This is a genomic window from Streptomyces sp. CMB-StM0423, assembly GCF_002847285.1.
Lineage (GTDB): Bacteria > Actinomycetota > Actinomycetes > Streptomycetales > Streptomycetaceae > Streptomyces.
Genome location: NZ_CP025407.1, coordinates 6997932 through 7018560, shown reverse-complemented (window position 1 = coordinate 7018560; position 20629 = coordinate 6997932). Strand labels below are relative to the sequence as shown.

The 20629-nt window shown below is 73.5% G+C and carries 19 protein-coding genes; 3 read left to right on the top strand and 16 right to left on the bottom strand.

Translation table 11 applies throughout. The features are described from left to right. Nucleotides 1-56: 56 nt before the first annotated feature. Both CXR04_RS30530 and CXR04_RS30525 read left to right on the top strand, forming a co-directional pair. Entirely contained in the window at nt 57-965 is a 909-nt protein-coding gene (locus CXR04_RS30530; protein ID WP_101425437.1) for a 5'-3' exonuclease, read from the top strand. Between the two features lie 117 nt (nt 966-1082). Further along, on the top strand, nt 1083-1943 hold the full coding sequence (locus tag CXR04_RS30525) for a siderophore-interacting protein (protein ID WP_101425436.1): 861 nt from the start codon (nt 1083-1085) through the stop codon (nt 1941-1943). A 19-nt stretch (nt 1944-1962) separates the two neighbouring features. Here the strand turns inward: CXR04_RS30525 and CXR04_RS30520 are convergent, their stop codons facing one another. The 16 genes from CXR04_RS30520 to CXR04_RS30445 form a co-directional block, all read right to left on the bottom strand. After that, nucleotides 1963-2739, bottom strand: a complete 777-nt coding sequence (locus tag CXR04_RS30520) for an ABC transporter permease (RefSeq protein WP_101425435.1) — start codon at nt 2737-2739, stop codon at nt 1963-1965. After that, nucleotides 2736-3773 (bottom strand): ATP-binding cassette domain-containing protein, encoded by a 1038-nt coding sequence (locus CXR04_RS30515; protein WP_101425434.1) that lies wholly within the window; start codon nt 3771-3773, stop codon nt 2736-2738. Before CXR04_RS30515 ends, CXR04_RS30520 begins: the two co-directional genes overlap by 4 nt. Before the next feature lie 184 nt (nt 3774-3957). Then, entirely contained in the window at nt 3958-4659 is a 702-nt protein-coding gene (locus tag CXR04_RS30510) for a PadR family transcriptional regulator (RefSeq protein WP_101425433.1), read from the bottom strand. 255 nt (nt 4660-4914) lie between these two features. Beyond that, nucleotides 4915-5601, bottom strand: coding sequence for a L,D-transpeptidase (locus tag CXR04_RS30505; RefSeq protein ID WP_101425432.1), 687 nt, complete (start codon nt 5599-5601; stop codon nt 4915-4917). Between the two features lie 118 nt (nt 5602-5719). After that, the gene (locus CXR04_RS30500) at nt 5720-7201 is read right to left on the bottom strand and encodes an oxidoreductase (protein WP_101425431.1); all 1482 of its coding nucleotides are present in this window, start codon (nt 7199-7201) and stop codon (nt 5720-5722) included. 33 nt (nt 7202-7234) lie between these two features. Continuing rightward, the gene (locus CXR04_RS30495; protein ID WP_101425430.1) at nt 7235-10072 is read right to left on the bottom strand and encodes a DEAD/DEAH box helicase; all 2838 of its coding nucleotides are present in this window, start codon (nt 10070-10072) and stop codon (nt 7235-7237) included. A gap of 114 nt (nt 10073-10186) precedes the next feature. Continuing rightward, nucleotides 10187-11077 (bottom strand): diacylglycerol kinase, encoded by an 891-nt coding sequence (locus tag CXR04_RS30490; protein ID WP_101425429.1) that lies wholly within the window; start codon nt 11075-11077, stop codon nt 10187-10189. A 17-nt stretch (nt 11078-11094) separates the two neighbouring features. Continuing rightward, the gene (gene tatC / locus CXR04_RS30485; protein ID WP_101425428.1) at nt 11095-12036 is read right to left on the bottom strand and encodes a twin-arginine translocase subunit TatC; all 942 of its coding nucleotides are present in this window, start codon (nt 12034-12036) and stop codon (nt 11095-11097) included. A 124-nt stretch (nt 12037-12160) separates the two neighbouring features. Next, nucleotides 12161-12469, bottom strand: a complete 309-nt coding sequence (gene tatA, locus CXR04_RS30480) for a Sec-independent protein translocase subunit TatA (RefSeq protein ID WP_047014839.1) — start codon at nt 12467-12469, stop codon at nt 12161-12163. A gap of 134 nt (nt 12470-12603) precedes the next feature. Then, nucleotides 12604-12828, bottom strand: a complete 225-nt coding sequence (locus CXR04_RS30475) for a hypothetical protein (RefSeq protein ID WP_101425427.1) — start codon at nt 12826-12828, stop codon at nt 12604-12606. A gap of 107 nt (nt 12829-12935) precedes the next feature. Continuing rightward, the gene (locus tag CXR04_RS30470; protein ID WP_101426688.1) at nt 12936-13859 is read right to left on the bottom strand and encodes a helix-turn-helix transcriptional regulator; all 924 of its coding nucleotides are present in this window, start codon (nt 13857-13859) and stop codon (nt 12936-12938) included. Nucleotides 13860-13905: 46 nt separating this feature from the next. Continuing rightward, nucleotides 13906-14922, bottom strand: coding sequence for a helix-turn-helix transcriptional regulator (locus tag CXR04_RS30465; RefSeq protein ID WP_047014841.1), 1017 nt, complete (start codon nt 14920-14922; stop codon nt 13906-13908). Between the two features lie 179 nt (nt 14923-15101). Beyond that, nucleotides 15102-15476, bottom strand: a complete 375-nt coding sequence (locus tag CXR04_RS30460) for an FKBP-type peptidyl-prolyl cis-trans isomerase (RefSeq protein ID WP_101425426.1) — start codon at nt 15474-15476, stop codon at nt 15102-15104. Between the two features lie 182 nt (nt 15477-15658). Further along, complete coding sequence (locus tag CXR04_RS30455) at nt 15659-16645, bottom strand: FKBP-type peptidyl-prolyl cis-trans isomerase (RefSeq protein ID WP_101425425.1); 987 nt, start codon at nt 16643-16645, stop codon at nt 15659-15661. Between the two features lie 127 nt (nt 16646-16772). Continuing rightward, on the bottom strand, nt 16773-18134 hold the full coding sequence (gene pafA, locus CXR04_RS30450) for a Pup--protein ligase (RefSeq protein ID WP_101425424.1): 1362 nt from the start codon (nt 18132-18134) through the stop codon (nt 16773-16775). A gap of 9 nt (nt 18135-18143) precedes the next feature. Then, entirely contained in the window at nt 18144-19394 is a 1251-nt protein-coding gene (locus CXR04_RS30445; RefSeq protein ID WP_101425423.1) for an MFS transporter, read from the bottom strand. A 101-nt stretch (nt 19395-19495) separates the two neighbouring features. On the opposite strand from CXR04_RS30445, the gene CXR04_RS30440 reads away from it, so the two are divergent. Then, the gene (locus CXR04_RS30440) at nt 19496-20596 is read left to right on the top strand and encodes a LacI family DNA-binding transcriptional regulator (RefSeq protein WP_101425422.1); all 1101 of its coding nucleotides are present in this window, start codon (nt 19496-19498) and stop codon (nt 20594-20596) included. Nucleotides 20597-20629 lie beyond the last annotated feature (33 nt).

The following is a 20629-nucleotide window of genomic DNA, read 5'->3' as shown; positions in this document are numbered from 1 at the left end:
TCGATCGCGTTTGGTCGCGGTGCATACGGCATCATCAGGGGATGACCCGACGCCTGATGCTGCTCGACTCGGCCAGCCTCTACTTCCGCGCGTACTTCGGCGTACCGGAATCGGTCACGGCCCCCGACGGCACCCCCGTGAACGCCGTGCGGGGGCTGCTCGACTTCATCTCCCGGCTCGTCGCCGACTACCGCCCGGACGACCTCGTGGCCTGCATGGACGCCGACTGGCGGCCGCAGTGGCGGGTGGATCTCATCCCCTCGTACAAGGCGCACCGGGTCGCCGAGGAGCACCCCGGGGAGGAGGCGGACGAGGAGGTGGTGCCGGACACGCTGTCGCCGCAGGTGCCGGTCATCGAGGAGGTGCTCGACGCCCTCGGCATCGCACGGGTGGGCGTGGCCCCGTACGAGGCGGACGACGTGATCGGCACCCTGACCGCGCGGGCGGCCGGACCCGTGGACATCGTCACCGGCGACCGCGACCTCTTCCAACTCGTCGACGACGCCCGGGGGGTACGAGTGGTATACCCCGTCAAGGGCGTCGGCAACGCCACCGTCATGGACGGCGCGGCCCTGCGCGAGAAGTACGGCGTGGACGGCTCCGGCTACGCCGACCTCGCCCTGCTGCGCGGCGACCCCAGCGACGGCCTGCCGGGCGTGCCCGGCATCGGTGAGAAGACCGCGGCCAAGCTCCTCGACGCGTACGGAGACCTCGCCGGCATCATGGCCGCCGTCGACGACCCCGCCTCGCAACTCACCCCGGCGCAGCGGCGCCGGCTGGCCGAGGCGCGGCCGTACGTCGAGGTGGCGCCGAAGGTGGTGCGGGTCGCGGCAGACGTGCCGCTGCCGGCGTACGACCCGGAGCTGCCGCGGACGCCGCGGGACCCGGAGCGGCTGGCGGCGCTCGCGAAGCAGTGGGGACTCGGCGGCTCGCTGGAGCGGCTGCTGACGACGCTGCGCGGCTGACGGCGGGGGCCAACGGGGGCCGCGGTCGGGGGCCGGGCGCCGCGGTTCCGGGCCGCGGGCCGGCCGCCGGGGTGTTAAGTTAGGTGACCCTAACTTCCCCTCGTCCCGGAGGTTCACGTGGCAGACCGCCCCGCCGGCCGGAAGCGCCAGGTCCACACCGCCCGCGTGGTGCGCACCGGGCAACTCACCCCGCACATGGTGCGCGTGGTCCTCGGCGGCGACGAACTGGCCGGCTTCACCGCGGGCGAGTGGACCGACCACTACGTCAAGCTCCTCTTCCCGGCGCCGGGCGCGGAGTACCCGGAGCCGTACGACCTGGACGCGATCCGCCGCGACCTGCCCCGCGACCGCTGGCCCCTGATGCGCACGTACACCGTGCGCGACTGGGACGCCAAGGCCCGGGAGCTGACGCTGGACTTCGTCGTGCACGGCGCGGCCGGCGTGGCCGGCCCCTGGGCGCTGCGCGCCCGGCCCGGCGAGGTGGTGCGCTTCCTCGGCCCCGGCGGCGCGTACGCGCCCGGCCCGGCCGCCGACTGGCATCTGCTGGCGGGCGACGAGAGCGCGCTGCCGGCCATCGCCGCCTCGCTGGAGCGCGTACCGGACGGGGCCGTCGCGCACGTGCTGATCGAGGTCGCCGACGCCGCCGAGCGGCAGCCGCTCGCGGCCCCCGAGGGCGCCGTCACCTGGCTCTGCCGCGACGGCCGGCCCGTGGGCCGGGCCCTCGTCGAGGCGGTGCGGGCGCTGGAGTTCCCGCCCGGCCGGGCACAGGTCTTCGTGCACGGCGAGGCGGGGATGGTCAAGGAGCTGCGCCGGCACCTGCGACTGGAGCGGGAGTTGCCGCGCGAGCAGTTGTCGGTCTCCGGCTACTGGCGGCTCGGCCACGACGAGGACGGCTGGCAGTCCTCGAAGAAGCAGTGGAACCAGGCCGTTGAGCGCGAGCAGGAGGGTGCGGAGCCGGCGGCCGGCTCCGCACCCTGAGGCCCGCGGGACGGACGGCTCAGACCGACCGCTGGTACGTGCGGAACGTACGGGTCGACAGCCACACCGCCGCCACCGCCACCGCCAGCAGCCCCCCGCACCGCAGCAGCACGTCGCCCCAGTCGGGGTCCGCCGACAGCGCGCCCCGGCCGGCCACCACCGCCCAGTCGACCGGGTTGGCGTCGGCGATGTGCCGTATCCACCCGGGCATGAGCGCCGGCGCCATGAACGCCGAGGACAGGAACGTCAGCGGCAGCAGCAGGAACGTGTTGATGCCGATGATCGACTCACGCTGCCGCACCACCATCCCGATCGCGTTGGACATCGCCCCGAACACGGTGCCCAGCAGGATCGCCGCGGCCACCAGCACCAGCAGCCCGGCGGCCCCGCCCGCGTAGTCGGCGCCGGCGAGCAGCCCGAGCAGGACGATCACGACCGACTGCACGAGCACGCTGAGGCCGTTGTTGACGACGTTGGCGTTCATCAGCGCCCCGCGGCTCACCGGGGTGGTCAGGAACCGGTTGAGGGTGCCGCGCTCGATCTCCTCCAGCGTGCCCATGCCGGCCCACATGCTGGAGCTGAGCGCGGTCATCACCACCACGCCGGGGATCAGGTAGTCCAGGTACGAGCCGGTGCCGAAGCCCGGCAGTCCGGTGATCTCGCGGAACAGGTTGCCGAACAGGAAGAGCCAGATCACCGGCTGGACGAGGGTGATCAGCAGATACGCCGGCTGCCGCAGGAACGCGGTCAGTTGACGCTGCGTCATGTACCAGGTGTGGGCGGCGAGCGCGCTCATCGGGCACCTCCCGCGACCGCCGGGGCGGCCGGGTCCTGCGCGTCGCCGGCCGGGCCCGCGCTGTCCGCGTCGGCGAACCGGCGGCCCGCGTACCGCAGATACACGTCGTCCAGCGAGGGCCGGGCGACGGTGACCGCGGCCGCCTCGGCGCCCGCGCGCTCCAGCGCGGCCAGCACCAGCGGCACGGCGGCCGCGCCGTCCGCCGCCCGGGCGCTCAGCCGGCGCCCGTCGAGCACCACTTCGCGTACGCCCGCGGCGCCGGTGAGCGCCGCCCGCAGCGGCCCCGCCCCCGTCTCCCCCGGCGTGCGGGCGAGTTCGACGTGCACGGCGTCGCCGCGCAGCTCGCCCTTCAGCCCGTCGGGCGTCCCCTCGGCGACCACCCGCCCGCGGTCGACGATCGCGACGCGCTCGGCGAGCCTGTCGGCCTCCTCCAGGTAGTGCGTGGTCAGCACGATGGTCAGCCCCTCGCCGCCGGCGAGCCGGGCGATCTCCTCCCACAGGGCGGTACGGGCCTCGGGGTCAAGGCCCGTCGTGGGCTCGTCCAGGAAGAGCACCTCGGGCCGGTGCACCAGGCCAAGCGCCACGTCGAGGCGCCGCTGCATCCCGCCGGAGTAGCCGCGTACGAGCCGGTCCGCGGCACCGGCCAGGTCGAAGCGCGCCAGCAGTTCGTCGGCGCGGCGGCCGAGCGGGGCGCCGCGCAGCCCGTACAACCGGCCCTGCAGCAGCAGGTTCTCGCGTCCGGTGGCCATCGGATCGGCGCCGGACTTCTGCGCCACGACGCCGATCGCGCGCCGGACGCGCCCCGGGCGGCGCAGCACGTCGTGCCCCGCGACGGCGGCGGCGCCGCCGTCGGGCCTGGCCAGGGTGGTGAGGATCTTGACGGTGGTGGACTTGCCGGCGCCGTTCGGGCCGAGCAGCCCGAAGACCGTACCGGCCGCGACGGCCAGGGACATGCCGTCCAGGGCCGTGACGTCGTGGGGATACCTCTTGGTCAGCTCGCGCGCCTCGACGGCGAGCGTTCCTCTTCCGGGCATGGCGAACTCCGCTCTCGCACGGTGTGCGTGGGTGCTGCCGGACCATCGGCGAAAGCGGAGCCTGGCTATCCTGGGGTGTGCCGCACCTCGGCGCCCGGCGCCTGCCTCCACGCAGGTCCGGATGTTCGGGGTCCGTCCCGGCGGGCTGTTGGCGCAGCCCGCCGGGACGCATTCTTCCGGGCCGCTACGGGCCCTTCCTCGCGTCCTGCGTCTCCTGTGCGGCGCCGGGCGTCCCGCCCGCGCCGCCGGGCAACTCCTCCTCCAGATCCCGCCATTCGGCCGGCATCTCGCCGGTCTCGTGCCAGGCGCGCCACTCCGCGACGCCGCTGAGGGAGCCGTCGGCCAGCTCCGCCAGCAGGCCGCGCAGCCAGGCGGCCTCGGCCTCCAGCATGTGCGCCTGGTACTCGGTCTCGACGACGAAGACGCGCGGCAGCGTCTCGTACAGCTTCGCCAGCGCGCCGCGCAGCGCCGCGGCCAGGACCTCCTGCCGCGCCAGCCGGGTCTGCAGCGCCTCGACCGCCTCGTCCGGCGGCAGCACGCCGATCAGGGAGAGGGCGGCCTCGAAGTGCGTGAACTCCCGGCGGGGGGCGGCGACGATCTCGGTGAGCCAGTCGTGCATCTCGGTGCGGCCGGCGTCGGTGATGGCGTAGACCGTGCGCTCCGGCCGGTTCCCCTGCTTCTGCACCCCGGCGGCGGTGACGAAGCCGTGCTTCTCCAGGTTCTGCACCACGGTGTAGAGAGAGCCGAAATTGATCTTGATGCTCTCCTCTTTGCCGCGCTGCCGCAGCAGTTGGGCGATCTCGTACGGGTGCATCGACCGCTCGGCGAGGAAGGCCAGCACGGCCAGGGCCAGCGGGTTGCTCAGCTTCCGCCGCTTCGCGGGCACGGCCGCCCCCCTCCCTTGCCCGGCACCGTATACTCGTGGCCGAACATATCGCGAGTATCGCGAGCCCGTCAATACGAGATGTATCGCGTATACGAGGCGGGGCCCGCCGAGTGGCGGCGGGGCGCGCGAGCGGCGGCCAGGCGGGCATCCGCTTCCGGAGCATCCCGCACGACGCCGCGGTGGGACCGACGTCCACGGCGGCGCCGGCCCGGACACCCGGGCCGGCGCCGCCGGCGCGGCGGCACGGTGCGGCGCTCAGCCGCCCGTGCCCGGCTTCGCGCCCCAGATGTAGAGCTGGTCGTCCTCGCGCAGCAGATCCCAGAGCGTCTTGGCGTCCTCCTCCGTGAGGTTCACGCAGCCGGCGGAGCCGGAGGTGAACAGGTCCTCGTCGGTGCCGTGCAGGGCCTGGCCGCCGTCGAAGAACTGCGCGTAGGGCATCGGGACGTCGTAGATCGTGGAGTGGTGGTCCCGGTTGCGCCAGTAGATGCGGTGCCAGCCGACGCGGGTCTCCAGCCCTTCGCGGCCGGTACGCACGGGCACCGGTGCGAACACCAGCCGCCCGCCCTTCTGCACCCACAGCAACTGCCGGTTGAGGTCCACGCACGTGACGCGGTACGTGCGCGTGGGGCAGTCGCGGCGCTCCGCGGAGTCGCGGCCCACGCGGTCGGCGAGCGCGTAGCGGTACGTCATCAGGTCCGCGTACCCGTCGGGCGGGTGGATGTCGAGGCGGCGCTGCAACGCGCTGATGGCGGCGCAGTCCTCCGGGCTCTGCCGGCCGTCCACTTCGAGCTGCAGTTCCTTCTCCAGCTCCCGCTGGTACGGGCCGGTGTCCGACGTGCACGCCGGCTCGTCGCGGGGGGCCGTGGCGGCGGTCGGTGCGGCCACGAGCACGGACAGGGCGGCGGCGGAGACCGCCGCGGCACAGAGTTTGGTCCAACGCATGGCTCACAGGGTCACCGGCCGCGGCGGCCCGGTGGCGCAACACCCCGCGCCCCTCCCACGTTCGGGGCAGCGGCGTCACCCGGTCACGGACGCGGCGGGACACGCCGCGGCCGGGCCGCTACGTCCGCTCCAGGGTCCGCGTCATCCCCGCCACCAGCGCCGTGGTCAGCAGCCAGCCGGTGGCGACCAGGACGTACGAGAGGATCTGCGCCACCCCGCCGGACATGTACCAGAAGTCGCGCTGGCCGAGGCCCCCGACCGGGATCAGCAGGTCCAGGGCGTAGACGACGGGGTGGAAGTCCGGTCCCTCGCCCTCGCGCACGGGCCGGTCGTCGCCCGCGGCGAAGACCAGGCTGCCGAGCAGCGTGAGCGCCGCCAGCCACAGCCCGGCCAGCCACGGCCGGTAGCCGAAGCCGACGGTGCCGTCGAGCAGCAGGCTCCAGGCCCGGCCCGCAGGGCGCAGCGTGCGGCGGCGGGCGCGCTGCTTGGCGAGCAGGACGCGGCGGGCGTCGTCGACGTGGCCGATCTGCCGGTACCAGGCCGCGAGCTGCTCGTACGGCTGCGGGGCGTAGCCGGTGCCGCGGCGGATCCAGTCGAGCCGCCGGCGTACGGAGTCCTTCCCCGCGGCGCCCGCCGACTGGATGGACCCGTACGCGAAGCCGTCGAGGAGGACGGTCACGGGCCAGCTCTCCGGATCGTCGTGGAGCGTGGTCACCTGCGTGCCGTCGAGCGAGACCGGCCCGGCGGGGCGGACGGCGGGCGTGAAGCGGAAGTCGGTGGCCTGCATCCGGGCGCAGTCGATGCCGGTGCAGCCGCCGAGACGTGCCCCGTCGAAGCTGAGCAGGTCGGCTATGTGCGTGCCGCGCAGCTCCAGCCGGCCCGCGGCGGCGAAGCCGGCGGTGAGCCGGACGGTGGTGGCCTCGGCGTGGTCGAGGAGGAGCGCGAGGCCGTCCGAGGCGCCGATCCGGGCGCCGTCGAGGAAGAGCCCGCCGGACAGCCGGGCGCCGATGAGCCGGATCCCGCCACCGCTGGTGAAGCCGTGGGTGCAGAAGACCGCCCCGTCGACCTCAAGCCCGCCGGCGAAGAGCGACCAGCCGTTCTCGCCTGCCAACCGGGCGCCGTGCAGGAGGAGTTCGCCGCTGATCCGGGCGTTGGTGGCGAGCAGCGCGCCGGCGACCCGGCTGCGCCGCACCGACAGCACGCCCTCGACCCGGGCGAGCCGGGCGTCGACGCGGGGCAGCACGCTGTCGTCGAGATGCACGCTCGCGGTGGTCGCCGAGGTGAGGACGACCTCCTCGTGCAGGAAGCAGTGCTCAAGACGCAGCCGGTGGGTGGTCTCCGCGCCGGTCAGGTCCAGTCCCCCGGTGATCCGCGCCCCGGCCAGCCGCAGCGCCGCGATGGCGCCGGGCTGCGGCGGGTGCGCGCCCAGCAGCAGCGCGGCGAGGACCGCGGCCCGTACCGTACGCTCCGGGCCCCAGGCCGCGCCGCCGGCGGGGTCGTCGAGGGCCGCGTCGCCGACGCGCAGGTCCACCGGGCGGCCTTCGGGGAACGCGGCCCACAACTCCCGCTCCGGCGGCGTCAGATCGTCGTAGGTCATCACCCGGGCAGGGTAGTGCCCCGCGCGCGGGCGGCCTCAGCCCACCGAGCTGTACGCCACGACGCCGCGCAGCACCTTGTCGACCGCCTTGCGGGCGCTGCCCGCGACCGTGCCCTCCGGGTCGGCGGCGGCGGACAACTGCCCCAGCACGTCGATCAACTGCTTGCACCAGCGCACGAAGTCGCCCGGCGGCATGTCCGCCTCGCGCAGCACCTCGTCCAGGCCGCGCCCGGACGCCCACTGGTACGCGGCCCAGGCGAAACCGAGATCCGGCTCGCGCTGGCCGACGCCCTCGGTCTGGCGGATGCCGTGGTCCTCCTCCAGGGCGTCGAGCCGGCCCCAGATGCGCACCATGTCGCCCAGGGCCCGCTTGGCGCCGCCGCCCGGGAGCTTCGGCGCCATCGCGTCGTCGGACTGCCGGGCCTCGTAGACCAGCGCGGAGGCGCAGGCGGCCAGCTCGGCGGGGCCGAGGCCCTCCCAGACGCCCTCGCGCAGGCACTCGGAGGCCAGCAGGTCCAGCTCGCCGTAGAGCCGGGCGAGCCGGCGGCCGTCCTCGGTGACCTTCTCGCCGCCGTCCTGCTCGGCGATGTAGCCCAGCCCGGTGAGCAGCGCGTAGACCCGGTCGAAGGTGCGGGCGATGGTGTTCGTCCGGCCCTCGATCCGGCGCTCCAACTGGTGGGTGTCGCGCAGCAGCCGGTGGTACCGCTCGGCCCAGCGGGCGTGGTCCTCCCGCTCGTCGCAACCGTGGCAGGGGTGGGCGCGGATCGCCTTGCGCAGCCGGGCGATCTCGGCGTCGTCGGCGGCGGGGGCGCGCTCCTTGCGGTGCCGCCGCGGCTCCAGGTGCCCTGCCTTGGTGCGCAGCGCGGAGGCCAGATCCCGGCGCGACTGCGGGCTCTTGGGGTTGAACGACTTGGGGATGCGCATCCGCTCCAGCGGCTCCACCGGCACCGGGAAGTCCATCGCGGCCAGCCGCTTGACCTGCCGGGCGGCGGTGAGCACCAGCGGGCGGGGGCCGTCGTGCTGCTCGAACCCGCGGTGGCCGTTGGTGCGGCCCGCGGGGGTGCCGGGGTCGAGGACGAGGGCGAGGCCGGCGAACTTGCCGGTCGGCACGTGGATCACGTCACCCGGGCGCAGCTTCTCCAGCGAGCCCGCGGCGGCGGCGCGGCGCTGCGCGGCGCCCTGGCGGGCCAGCTCCGTCTCGCGGTCCTTCAGGTCGCGGCGCAGCCGCGCGTACTCCTCGAAGTCCCCGAGGTGGCAGGTCATCGCCTCGCGGTAGCCGGACAGGCCCTCCTCGTTCTTCTGCACCTGGCGGGAGATGCCGACGACCGACTTGTCCGCCTGGAACTGCGCGAAGGACATCTCCAGCAGCTCGCGCGTGCGGTGCCGGCCGAACTGGGCGACGAGGTTGACCGCCATGTTGTACGACGGGCGGAAGGAGGAGCGCAGCGGATACGTCCGCGTGCCGGCCAGGCCCGCGACGTACTCCGGGCTGATCCCGCGCTGCCACAGCACCACCGCGTGGCCCTCGATGTCGATGCCCCGGCGCCCCGCGCGTCCTGTCAACTGCGTGAACTCGCCCGGCGTGACGTCGGCGTGGGTCTCGCCGTTCCACTTCACCAGCTTCTCCAGCACCACGGAGCGAGCCGGCATGTTGATGCCGAGGGCCAGCGTCTCGGTCGCGAACACCGCCTTGACCAGGCCCTTGGCGAACAGCTCCTCGACGACCTCCTTGAACGTCGGCAGCATCCCCGCGTGGTGCGCGGCGATGCCCCGCTCCAGGGCCTCCAGCCAGTCGAAGTACCCCAGCACGTGCAGGTCTTCACGGGGGATCGCGGCCGTGCGCAGCTCGGCGATCTCGCGGACCGCGGCCCGCTCCTCCTCGTCGTTGAGCCGGAGGCCCGCGTAGAGGCACTGCTGTACGGCGCCCTCGCAGCCGGCGCGGCTGAAGATGAACGTGATCGCCGGCAGCAGCGCCTCGGCGTCCAGCCGCTCGATGACCTCGACGCGACTGGGCGTCCAGACCCGGGAGCGGGAGCGGCGCTCGCGCTCGCGGTCGGCCTCGCGGCCCCGGCCGCGGCGGCGGTCGCGCGGACCGGAGGGGCGGGAGTACTCCTGCCGGGCCAGCCGGAGCAGGTCGGGGTTGACCGCCTTGGCGGGCTCCTGCCTGCCGCCGGCGGCGGTGCGCTCCTCGAACAGGTCGTACATCCGGCGGCCGGCCATCACGTGCTGCCACAGCGGCACGGGGCGGTGCTCGGAGACGATGACGGCGGTGTCGCCGCGCACGGTGTCGAGCCAGGAGCCGAACTCCTCGGCGTTGGAGACCGTCGCCGACAGGGAGACCAGGGTGACGGACTCCGGGAGGTGGATGATCACCTCTTCCCAGACGGCGCCGCGGAAGCGGTCGGAGAGGTAGTGCACCTCGTCCATGACCACGTAGCCGAGGCCGAGGAGGGTCTGGGAGCCCGCGTACAGCATGTTCCGCAGGACCTCGGTGGTCATGACGATCACCGGGGCGTCGGAGTTGATGGTGTTGTCGCCGGTCAGCAGGCCGACGTTCGCGGCGCCGTAGCGCCGGACGAGGTCGCCGTACTTCTGGTTCGACAGCGCCTTGATCGGCGTGGTGTAGAAGCACTTGCGGCCCTGCTCCAGCGCCAGGTGCACGGCGAACTCGCCGACGACCGTCTTGCCGGAGCCGGTCGGCGCCGCGACCAGCACGCCGCGGCCGTCCTCCAGGGCCCGGCAGGCGTCGAGCTGGAAGGGGTCGAGGGCGAACTCGTAGAGCCCGCGGAACGAGCCGAGTGCGGTGGCTTCCTCGGCGGCCCGGCGGCGGTGCGCCGCGTACGCCTCGGCGGGAGGGATGTGCTCGTCGGTCATCGTGAGTACGAGCCTACCGGGCGCCACCGACAGCGCACCCGATCTTTAAGGACCGTCCCAGGTCAGCCGGACGGCAGGCGGCCGCGACCAGCGGCGTTCCGGGTGGCCGGAGGCTCAGCGCACCAGCACCCGGGCCGCGCCCGGCACGCACTCCGCGGTCAGCGGCAGCGGCCCCAGCGGCTCCCCGTCCGCGTACCCGGTGACGTCCGCGGCACTCAGCGACACCCGCGCGGCCCGGTGCACGGTGACGGCCGGATGGGTCAGGTGCGTGCCCTTGTAGACCCGCGGGAAGACCCGCAGCAGCGTGCGCCGGCTGCACCGGCCGACGACGGTGATGTCGAAGAGCCCGTCGTCCATCCGCGCCTCGTGGCAGATCCGCATGCCCCCGCCGTACGACGGGCCGTTGCCGACGGCCACGAGGGTCGCCTCGATCTCGGTCTCGGGGCCGTCGTCGAGCCGCATCTTGTACGGGATCGGGCGGAAGGACGCCAGCTCGGCGACCATCGCCACGTCGTACTTGAACCGCCCGGGCGGCCAGCTCATCCGGTTGCCGCGGTCGTTGACGCGGGAGTCGAACCCGGAGGCCAGCACCGTCCCGAAGTACGTCTCCCCCGCCTTGCCCAGGTCGATCGCCCGGGTGCTGCCGGACTCCAGGGCCCCCACGACGACCTCCGCGGCGGCGGCCGGGTCGCGCACGGGCAGCCCGGTGGCGCGGGCGAAGTCGTTGCCGGTGCCCACGGCCACGATACCCACGGGCACCTCGGTGCCGGCCACGGCCTGCAGCGCGAGGGCGGCCATCCCGTCGCCGCCGACCGATATGAGCGCCCCCGTGCCCGCGGCGACGGCCTCGCGGGCGCCGGCGAGCGCGGTGGCGGCGTCGCGGCCCTGGACGGTGGTCACCTCGTAGCCGGCGTCGCGCAGCGCCTCGGTGACGACGGGGGCGGCCTGGGCACCCCGGCCGCGGCCCGCGGTGGGGTTGACGAACACGGTGATATCGCTGGTCACCCGCGTGACCCTAGCGCTCAGGTGGCGTCGTCGTAACCATTTCTGCGGGGCGTGCTGTCCCCGCTCCCGCCGCCACCTGCACTGTCGGCCTCGCCGGTGGACTGCTCGGGCAGCGTCGCCGACGCGCTCACGGGCTCCACGTCGCCCACGTCCTCGGGCGTGAGGTCGAGGTCGGACGCCTCGTCGTCCGCCGGCCCACGGGCCGCGATACGGGCCCGGCGGCGGTCGTTGAGCAGGGAGAACCCGGTCGCCAGGAAGTACAGCACGATCACCGGGCCGGCCAGCGCGAACATGCCGATCGGGTCGGTGCTGGGAGTGGCGACGGCGCCGAAGGCGACGATGCCGAAGATCATGGCCCGCCACCAGCCGAGCATGCGGCGCCCGGTGACGGCCCCGCCCATGTTCAGCATCACCAGCACGAGCGGCAGCTCGAAGGCGAGCCCGAAGACCACGACCATGCGGGTCAGCAGGTCGATGAACTCCGGCAGCGGCAGCAGGTTGGTGGCGTTCTCCGGGGTGAACTCCAGCAGCACCTCGGCCGTGGTCGGCAGGATCTTGTACGCGAAGAAGGCACCGCCGAGGAAGAGCGGCACGCCCGCGGCGACGAACCCGAGCGAGTACTTCTTCTCGTTCTTGTGCAGCCCAGGGGCGAGGAACGCCCACAACTGGTACAGCCAGATCGGCGTCGAGACCACCATGCCGGTCATGAAGGAGACCTTCAGCATGATGGTGAACGGCGAGATGAGGCCGTTGACCGTGAAGGAGGCGCAGTCCTCCTGCTTGCCGATGTCGGACGCCTTCAGGTCGTCCGGGCAGCCGACGGATTCGAGCACCGGGTCCATCAGGAAGTCGACGATGTCCTGATAGAAGAAGAGCGCGACGATACAGACGGCGAGGATGGCCCCGACGGCCTTGACGAGCCGGTCGCGAAGCTCCCTCAGGTGCTCCGCGAGCGGCATGCGCCCCTCGGGGTCCCTCTCCTCGCGCTCCTTGCGCTCCTTACGGCGGGCAACGCTTAGCAACCCACGTCCTCATCTCGTGCCGCGAGGCCGTCTCCGGCCGCGGAGTGCCCCTGCGGATCGGTCAGCGCTGCGACTGCTGCTGCGTCTGAGCCTGCGGCTGCTGGTCGTTGACCTGCGGCTCGCTGACCGGACGGGAGCTGGTCACGTCGCCGGGGGCAGCCTGGATGGTCTTAGGCGCGGGCTGCGGCGGGTCCGCAGGAGCGGCCTCGTCCGTCTTGCCCTCGTTCTTCATGGCCTTGGCCTCGCTCTTGAGGATGCGGGCCGACTTGCCCAGCGAACGGGCCATGTCCGGAAGCTTCTTCGCGCCGAACAGCAGGATGACGACGACGAGAATCAGGATGATCTCGGTAGGGCCGAGCCGTCCGAACATATGCGTCTACCTTCTCACCGAGGCTGCGTGGGTTTGGGCGTGATCGATCGTAACCCGCGGGGGTGAACTCCGGGCAATCCCCCGGCGTACACCAATCGTGGCCCCCGCCTCGCACCGGAGCCGCGACCTGCAGCCTACCTCCCGAAATCCGATCCGGGGAGGTCACCTGTCGAGCCCGCCCGCCGGGCGACGTCCGCCGCGGAGCGTTCCAGATCCCGCGTCGCACGGCTGATCTGCTGCGCCGCGTCGTCCAGCCGGCGGGCGAGCCGGTGCACTTCGAGGCCGACGCGAAGGGCCGGAACGGCGAGGGCGACGAGCCCGAGGAAGCCGAGCGCGACGGCGGTCATGGGCCACATCATGGGCGAAGCCTAGCCGCCGCCGCGGCCCCGGAAGACACCGGCGTCCGAAGGAGCCGATCACCGATTCGTACGGTACGCGCCTTATGCCGGAATTACTAAGCTTGGCACTAAACGTCGTACGCGGCCAGCGCCTTGACCGCCGCTTCGCGCGCGCTGTCCGCAAGATCGCCCGGCGCCACGATCCGCCCGTCCCGCCCCAGCCGCAGCGCCAGCCGGCGCAGCGACGCCGGGTCCGGGGCCCGCAGCGAGATCCGCAGCCCCCCGTCGGTCAGCTCCTCCGCGCTGTCGTGCGGGTAGTACTCGGCGACCCAACGCCCGCCCGGGCCCACCTCGATGACGACCTCGGGGTCCTCGGCGGACGGCTGGACGATGCCCTCGGACAGATCGCGCAGCTCGACGGGCGGCGGGTCGGCGGGCGCGTCGAGGATCCGGATCTCGGCGACCCGGTCGAGCCGGAACGTCCGCCGCGCCTCCGACAGCCGGCACCACGCCTCCACGTACGTGTGCCCGACGGAGACCAGCCGGATCGGATCGATCTCGCGCTCGGTCAGCTCGTCGCGGGACGGCGAGTAGTACCGCAGCCACAGCCGGCGCCGCTCGGAGATCGCCCGGTCCACCTCGGCGAAGACCCCGCCCTCGGACTCGAACGTCACCGACAGGCTGGAGCTGGCCGCCGCCGACTCGCCGGCCGCGGCCTCCAGCTTCGCGGTGGCCCGCAGCAGCGCCCGCCGGTCACCGGCCCGCAGCCCCGGCAAAGTGGCCACGGCCCGGGCCGCCACCAGCAGCGCGGTGGCCTCGTCCGCGGCCAGTCGCAGCGGCTCGCCGGTGCCGGTGGACTCGGGATTGTGGAACCAGATGCGCTCGCCGTCGGTGTCGATGTCCAGCAGATCGCCGCCGCGGAAGCTCGTGCCGCACATGGGCAGCACGTCCAGGTCGGAGATCAGCTCGTCCTCGGTGACACCGAAGGCGCGGGCGACGTCCGACAGGTATGCGCCGTTGCGCTCCCGCAGATACGTCACCAGCGACAGCATCCGCCGGGTCTGGTCGATGGCACTGGCCACTTCTCCCCGCTCCCCCTCAGCCCTTGGCCACGGCACGCAGCCGGTCGATGACGTCGGCCCGCAGCTCGGCGGGCTCCAGGACCACCACGTCAGGACCGAACTCCACCAGCCAGGCGTCCAGTCCGTGCCCGTACGGGATCTCCAGCTCGTCCCAGCCGGGCAGCACCGCCTCGCGGATGCCGTACGCGCGGGCGCGCAGCGGGTAGCCGGCGCCGGTGCGCAGCCGGATCAGGGCCGAGCGGTCCGCGCTCTCGCCGGCCCAGCGCTCGACGGTCTCGCGTACGGTCACCCGGTCCGGCACCTCGGCGGTGAAGCCGCGGCCGCGGTTGCGGACCCGTCCGGTGATGCGCGAGAGCCGGAAGACGCGCTCGGCGTCGCGGCCGCGGTCGTGGCCGACGAGGTACCAGTGGCCCCGCCAGCACTCCAATTGCCACGGCTCGACGTGCCGCTCCTCCGGGCGGGCCGCATTGGCCTTGCGGTACGGGAAGACGACGGGCCGGCGGTCCCGGCAGGCGAGCATCAGCGGCTCGAACGCCGCCTCGCGCACCGGAATCCGCGGCTCCAGCGCGCTGACCTGCTCCACCGCACCGGCCTCGGGGTCGTCTCCCTCCCCCGCGAGCGGCATCCCGGCGGCGCGCAGCTTCTGCAGCGCGCCACTGGCCGCACCCGCGAGCCGGGCCTGCTGCCAGACTTTCGCAGCCACTCCGAGCGCGGCGGCCTCTTCCGCGTCCAGGGTGACGGGCGGCAGCCGGTTGTTGTCCCTGCGGGCCAGATAGCCGGGCTCGCCGTCCAGCCCCTCGACGGTGTCGATCACCATGCCCAGCTCGCGCAGGTCGTCCTTGTCGCGCTCGAACATCCGGTTGAAGGCGTCCTCGCCGGAGGTGTCGGAGCCGAACGCGGTCCCGCGGCCGGGTCCGAAGGCTTCCACGTACGCCTCGATGGACGTGCGCAGCTCCCGCTTGCTGAGCGGGCGGCCGGTGCCGAGCAGGCACAGCGCCAGGCACATCAGCCGCTCCGCCTTGGCGATCGCCATCGAGGGGGTCTCCTTATTGCGCGTCCGGGGCAGCGGGCGGCTGCCGCCGGCGACCGTTTACCGCACGTGTCGCTGCTGTTCGCAGATGACGACGGTACTCCGCCTGGGCCCGGCGGCCAAAGCGAAGGCCCCCGCCGTACGGCGGGGGCCTTGCGCTCTGCTGTGTGCGGACGGTGCCGTCAGACCGCGACCAGGTCGCAGACGAAGATCAGTGTCTCGCCGGGCTTGATCCGGCCGCCGCCGGCGCCGGCCTCGCCGTAGGCCAGGTGCGGCGGGATGGTCAGCCGGCGGCGGCCGCCGACCTTCATGCCCGCCACGCCCTGGTCCCAGCCGGGGATGACCTGGCCGGCACCGAGCTGGAACTGCAGCGGCTTGCCGCGGTTCCAGCTCGCGTCGAACTCCTCGCCGCTGGAGAAGGCGACCCCGACGTAGTGGACGGAGACGGTGTCACCGGCCTTCGCGACGGGTCCATCGCCCTCCCACAGGTCCTGGACCTCCAGTTCGGCCGGCGGCGGGCCCTCGGGGAAGTCGACCTCGGGCTTGTCGATGCTCACGGAAGAACACTCCTCGCGCATGGGTGGTCGGTGACTGGGCCGTAAGTCTTGCAGACACCCCGGGGCGCCGGTGCCGCCGCCTCCCCGGGGGGGCGGCCGGCGGCCCTCGGGCGGCTCCCGGTGCCGGTGGTCGTCACCGCACCCGGGGTGTCCGGGCCCGCGCCGGCCGCGCGGACCGCGGGTCAGACCGTGCCGAGGATGTCGACGACGAAGACGAGGGTCTTCTTCTCCAGTTCGTGGCCCTTGGACTTGCCGTAGCCCAGGTCGGGCGGAATGACCAGGAGCACCCGGTCGCCGACCTTCTTGCCGACCAGCGCCTTGTCCCAGCCCTCGACGACCGAGCCGGTGCCGATCTGGAAGGTGGCCGCGCCGGCGTTGTCCCAGGAGGCGTCGAACTTCTTGCCGTCCTCCCAGGCGTAGCCGGTGTACTGGGCGACGAGACCCTGGCCCGCCTCGACCTTGGCGCCCTTGCCCTTGACGAGGACCTGCTCCTGCAGCTCCTTCGGGGCGTCCGCGCCGTCCGGGATGGTGATCTTCGCGGCCTTGCCCGCGGGCACCTCGATCTCCGGCATGCCCTCGCGCGGCTCGGCGGACTCGCCCTTCAGCCCGGCCTTGGCGTCGACCTTCCCGGCGCCGGCAACGTCGATAACCCAGACCAGGCCGTCGCCCTTCTTGATGCCGGACTCGGGGTTCAGGCTCTCGCCGACGAGCGCGCCCGCGGTGCCCTCGACCAGCAGGCGGCTGCCCACGGTGTGCCCCTCGACGGAGTCGAGGACGTCCGGCGGCAGCGACTGGTTCGGCTCGCCGACCTTGCCCATGAGCTGCTGGTGCACGGCGCCGCCGGCCTGCTGGCCACCGCCGCCGCCCGCGGCGGGCTGCGCCCAGGTGCTGCCCAGGTCCTGGTCGCCCTTCATGGTCTTGCCGGCGAAGTCCAGCCGGACCTGGTCGCCCTTGCCGACCTTGGCGCCGTCGCCCTCGCTGAGGACCTTGACGACGGCCTCGTCGGACGCCTTGGCGTCGTCCGGGACGTCGAACTTCGGCTCCTCGCCGAAGGCGCCCGTGACCTTGGTCACGGCGCCGGTCTTCCCCCCGTTGTCCGAGTCGGAGGAGTCCTCGGAGCCACAGGCCGCGGCGAACAGCAGGGCGGGCACGACGAGCGCCGCCCCCATGCGGGTCATTCTGCGATGTGTCATGGGTCCAACTCGTGTAGGGGGTCCGGGCAGCTCCGGCCACTCTACGGCCTTCGCGCCCGGATCCCCGTCATCACATCCGTCCCGCACCCACCGCGCGCCCCGCCTACATTCCGGCGATCAGCTTTTCCACCCGGTCGTCCACGGAGCGGAACGGGTCCTTGCACAGCACGGTCCGCTGCGCCTGGTCGTTCAGCTTCAGATGCACCCAGTCCACCGTGAAGTCGCGCCGCTGCTCCTGCGCCCGGCGGATGAAGTCGCCGCGCAGCCTGGCCCGGGTGGTCTGCGGCGGGACCGATTTGGCCTCGAAGATCTTCAGGTCGTTGCAGACCCGGGCGGCCTGGCCCCGCTTCTCCAGCAGGTAGTACAGCCCGCGGCGGCGGTGGATGTCGTGGTACGCGAGGTCTATCTGCGCGATCCGGGGGTGGGAGAGGGTGATGTTGTTCTTCGCCCGGTAGCGCTCGATGAGCTGGTGCTTCATCACCCAGTCGATCTCGGTGCCGACCTTGGCGAGGTCCTGGGAGCGGATCGCCTCCAGGGTGCGCCCCCACAGCTCCAGGACCTGCTCGACGACGCCGGTGCGGATACCGCGGCGCTCGACGAAGTCCACGGCCTTCTCGTAGTACTCCTGCTGCACCTCCAGCGCGGACGCCTCCCGCCCGCTGGCGAGGCGCACCTTGCGCTGCCCGGTCATGTCGTGGCTGACCTCGCGGATGGCCCGGATCGGGTTCTCCAGGGTCAGGTCGCGCATCACCGTGCCGGCCTCGATCATGCGCAGCACCAGGTCGGTGGCGCCGACCTTGAGCAGCATGGTCGTCTCGGACATGTTGGAGTCGCCGACGATGACGTGCAGCCGGCGGTAGCGCTCGGCGTCGGCGTGCGGCTCGTCGCGGGTGTTGATGATGGGCCGGGAGCGCGTCGTGGCGGAGCTGACGCCCTCCCAGATGTGCTCCGCGCGCTGGCTGACGCAGTAGACCGCGCCGCGCGGCGTCTGCAGCACCTTGCCGGCGCCGCAGATGAGCTGCCTGGTGACGAGGAACGGGATGAGGATGTCGGCGAGCCGGGAGAACTCGCCGTGCCGGGCCACCAGATAGTTCTCGTGGCAGCCGTAGGAGTTGCCGGCGGAGTCGGTGTTGTTCTTGAAGAGGTAGACGTCGCCGGCGATGCCCTCCTCGTGGAGCCGGCGCTCGGCGTCGACGAGGAGGCCCTCGAGGATGCGCTCGCCCGCCTTGTCGTGGGTGACCAGCTCGATGACGTTGTCACACTCGGGAGTTGCGTATTCGGGGTGCGAGCCGACGTCCAGATACAGGCGTGCACCGTTGCGCAGGAAGACGTTGCTGCTGCGGCCCCAGGAGACGACCCGGCGGAAGAGGTAGCGCGCCACCTCGTCCGGGGACAGGCGGCGCTGCCCCCGGAACGTGCACGTGACGCCGTACTCGTTCTCAAGCCCGAAAATGCGGCGGTCCATGACTGAACATTACGCCTGTCGCTCTGTTTCGAAACCGGGTGCAGCTCCGCCGATTCGATCTTTTTCGGCCGGTCGGGGCGGGCGGCCGGTGCCCGCAAGAACCCGTACGAAGCCGGTCAGCACCAGCAGCGCCGCCGCCCCGCCGAGGCCGACGACCGCGAAGCCGCCCGTCTCGCCGCCGCGCTCGACCGCGGGACCGCTGATCGCGGTGCCCGCGGCGGCGCCGAAACCGAAGGTCGTGACCAGCCAGGAGAACGCCTCCGTGGCCGTGCCGCGCGGCGCGTGCCGGTCGACGACGACGAACGAGCAGGCGAGCGCCGGGGCGAGGAACAGGCCCGCGACACCGGAGAGCAACGTCATGGCGGCCGTGCCGGGCGTGAGCATCAGCGGCAGATAGCCGACCGCCAGGCCCACCAGCAGCAACTGCAGCCGCCGCTCGGCCCGGCCAGGCCACTGCCGCGCGCCGTAGACGATGCCGCCGACCAGGGCACCGGCGCCGAGCGCGGAGAGGAGATAGCCGCCGATGGCGTCGTCGCCGCGGGCGTCGGCGTACGCGACGGAGGCGACGGCCGTACCGCCGAGGGCGACGCCGACGAAGAAGAAGGCGCCGAGGATCACCAGCAGCCCGCGGGCCCGCAGCGCGCCCAGCCAGTGCGCCTCGCGCGGCTCGGAGCGCCACCGGCGGGCGGGCGGTGACAGGACGACCCACAGGGCGCCCAGCACACCCAGGGCGTTGAGCACGAGCAGCGCGGCCGACTCGGAGGCGGTGGCGACCAGCAGGGTGACGATCAGCGGCGCGACGGCGAACATCACCTCCTGCGCCACGGCGTCCAGCGCGTACGCCCCGTGCACCCGGTCGCCGCGCTTGAGCACGCTGGGCCACAGCGCCCGCAGGGCGCCCTCCAGCGGCGGCGTGAAGAGCCCGGCGACCAGGACGGCTACGCAGGCCAGCGGCAGCGGATCGATGCCGACGACGGCGAAGAGGGCCATCCCTGCGGCGGAGAGCAGCGCGCTGGGCAGCAGCACGCGCGGCTGGCCGCGCAGGTCGACGGCGCGGCCGAGGAGCGGCTGCCCGATCGCGGTGGCGAGGCCGTAGCCGCCGGAGAGGATCCCGCCCAGGGTGTACGAGCCGCCTTCCGCCCGGACGAACAGCACGATGGCGAACGCGGCGGTGGCGTTCGGCAGCCGCCCGACGAGCGTCCCGGTGAGCAGCCTGCCGACGTGTCTGACGCGCAGCAACTCGGCGTATCCCCGCAGCACGGCCCCTCCCGAGACGCTGAAGTGTTACGTATAACGTCGTAGGTTATACGTAACACGGGCGAGGGTCGACCCCGTATGCCGGAACGCGACGAGGAGGCACGATGCGGGGCGCGCACGAGGACGGAAGGCGCGCCGCGGCGCGCACCGGACCGGCGGCGGCGGGCGAGCCGGCCCCGCGGCCGGCCGCGGGCCGCGGCGGCGGCGTCACCAGCCGCGACGTCGCCCGCGCCGCGGGAGTCTCCCAGGCGGCCGTCTCCCTCGTCCTCGGCGACAAGTGGCGCGGCCGCGTCTCCGCCGCCAAGGCCGACGCCGTCCGCGCTGCCGCCCGCGAGCTGGACTACCGCCCCAACGCCGCCGCCCGCACCCTGCGCACCGGCGGCACCCGCACCGCGCTCCTCGTCGTCCCCGCACTCACCAACGAGTTCTTCGCCGGGGTCCACGGCGGCGCCGCACGCGCCGCCGCCGCCCACGACTTCGGCGTCGTGCTCTACCCCTCCCCCGAAGGCATCGGCCCCGCCCGCGACCCCTTCGCCGCCGCCCACACCGCCGTCGACGGCGTGATCGCGTCCTCCATGGCCACCGACGCCGTGCGGAACCTGCGCGGCGGCGGACTCCCGCTCGTCATGCTCGACAGCGACCCGGCCGACACTGGCGCCGTCGCCACCGTCAACGCCGACGTCGCCGACGGCATGCGGCAGGTCGCCTGGCATCTGCTGCGGCTCGGCCACCGTCGGATCACCCGCCTCGCCGCCGCCATCGACTCCTGGACCTTCGCCGCCCGCGGCGGGGCGCTGGCCGACGCGCTCGCCGCCGTGCCGGGCGCGCGGCTGCGCACCGAACCCGCCGAGCTGTCCGTCGCCGGCGGTCTCGCGGCGGCTCAGCGGGCGCTCACGGCCGCGGCGGAGGACCGGCCCACGGCGCTGGTCTGCGACGACGACCTGCTCGCGGCCGGCGCCCTCAAGGGTGCACGGCGCCTCGGGCTGCGGGTGCCGTACGACGTGTCGGTCACCGGCTTCGACGACCTGGCGCTGGCCACCGCCGTCGAGCCGGAGCTGACCACGGTGCGGCTCCCGGCGGGCACCGTCGGCGCGGCCGGCATGACGGCGCTGCTCGACGCCCTCGCGGGCCGCGGCGCAAGGAGCACGACGGTCCCGGCCCGCCTGACGGTACGCGCGTCGACGGCCCCGGCCCCGGGCGCATAGCGCCGCCGGAAGGGGCGCGGGGCTGGCGGAGGA

What these genes read in the sequence shown, in the direction of transcription:
- CXR04_RS30530 (WP_101425437.1), top strand. Translation starts at nt 57, where the DNA reads ATGCTGCTCGACTCGGCCAGCCTCTACTTCCGCGCGTACTTCGGCGTA.
- CXR04_RS30520 (WP_101425435.1), bottom strand. Translation starts at nt 2,739, where the DNA reads ATGAGCGCGCTCGCCGCCCACACCTGGTACATGACGCAGCGTCAACTG.
- CXR04_RS30515 (WP_101425434.1), bottom strand. Translation starts at nt 3,773, where the DNA reads ATGCCCGGAAGAGGAACGCTCGCCGTCGAGGCGCGCGAGCTGACCAAG.
- CXR04_RS30505 (WP_101425432.1), bottom strand. Translation starts at nt 5,601, where the DNA reads ATGCGTTGGACCAAACTCTGTGCCGCGGCGGTCTCCGCCGCCGCCCTG.
- CXR04_RS30495 (WP_101425430.1), bottom strand. Translation starts at nt 10,072, where the DNA reads ATGACCGACGAGCACATCCCTCCCGCCGAGGCGTACGCGGCGCACCGC.
- tatC (WP_101425428.1), bottom strand. Translation starts at nt 12,036, where the DNA reads ATGCCGCTCGCGGAGCACCTGAGGGAGCTTCGCGACCGGCTCGTCAAG.
- tatA (WP_047014839.1), bottom strand. Translation starts at nt 12,469, where the DNA reads ATGTTCGGACGGCTCGGCCCTACCGAGATCATCCTGATTCTCGTCGTC.
- CXR04_RS30475 (WP_101425427.1), bottom strand. Translation starts at nt 12,828, where the DNA reads ATGATGTGGCCCATGACCGCCGTCGCGCTCGGCTTCCTCGGGCTCGTC.
- CXR04_RS30470 (WP_101426688.1), bottom strand. Translation starts at nt 13,859, where the DNA reads ATGCTGTCGCTGGTGACGTATCTGCGGGAGCGCAACGGCGCATACCTG.
- CXR04_RS30465 (WP_047014841.1), bottom strand. Translation starts at nt 14,922, where the DNA reads ATGGCGATCGCCAAGGCGGAGCGGCTGATGTGCCTGGCGCTGTGCCTG.
- CXR04_RS30455 (WP_101425425.1), bottom strand. Translation starts at nt 16,645, where the DNA reads ATGGGGGCGGCGCTCGTCGTGCCCGCCCTGCTGTTCGCCGCGGCCTGT.
- pafA (WP_101425424.1), bottom strand. Translation starts at nt 18,134, where the DNA reads ATGGACCGCCGCATTTTCGGGCTTGAGAACGAGTACGGCGTCACGTGC.
- CXR04_RS30440 (WP_101425422.1), top strand. Translation starts at nt 19,496, where the DNA reads ATGCGGGGCGCGCACGAGGACGGAAGGCGCGCCGCGGCGCGCACCGGA.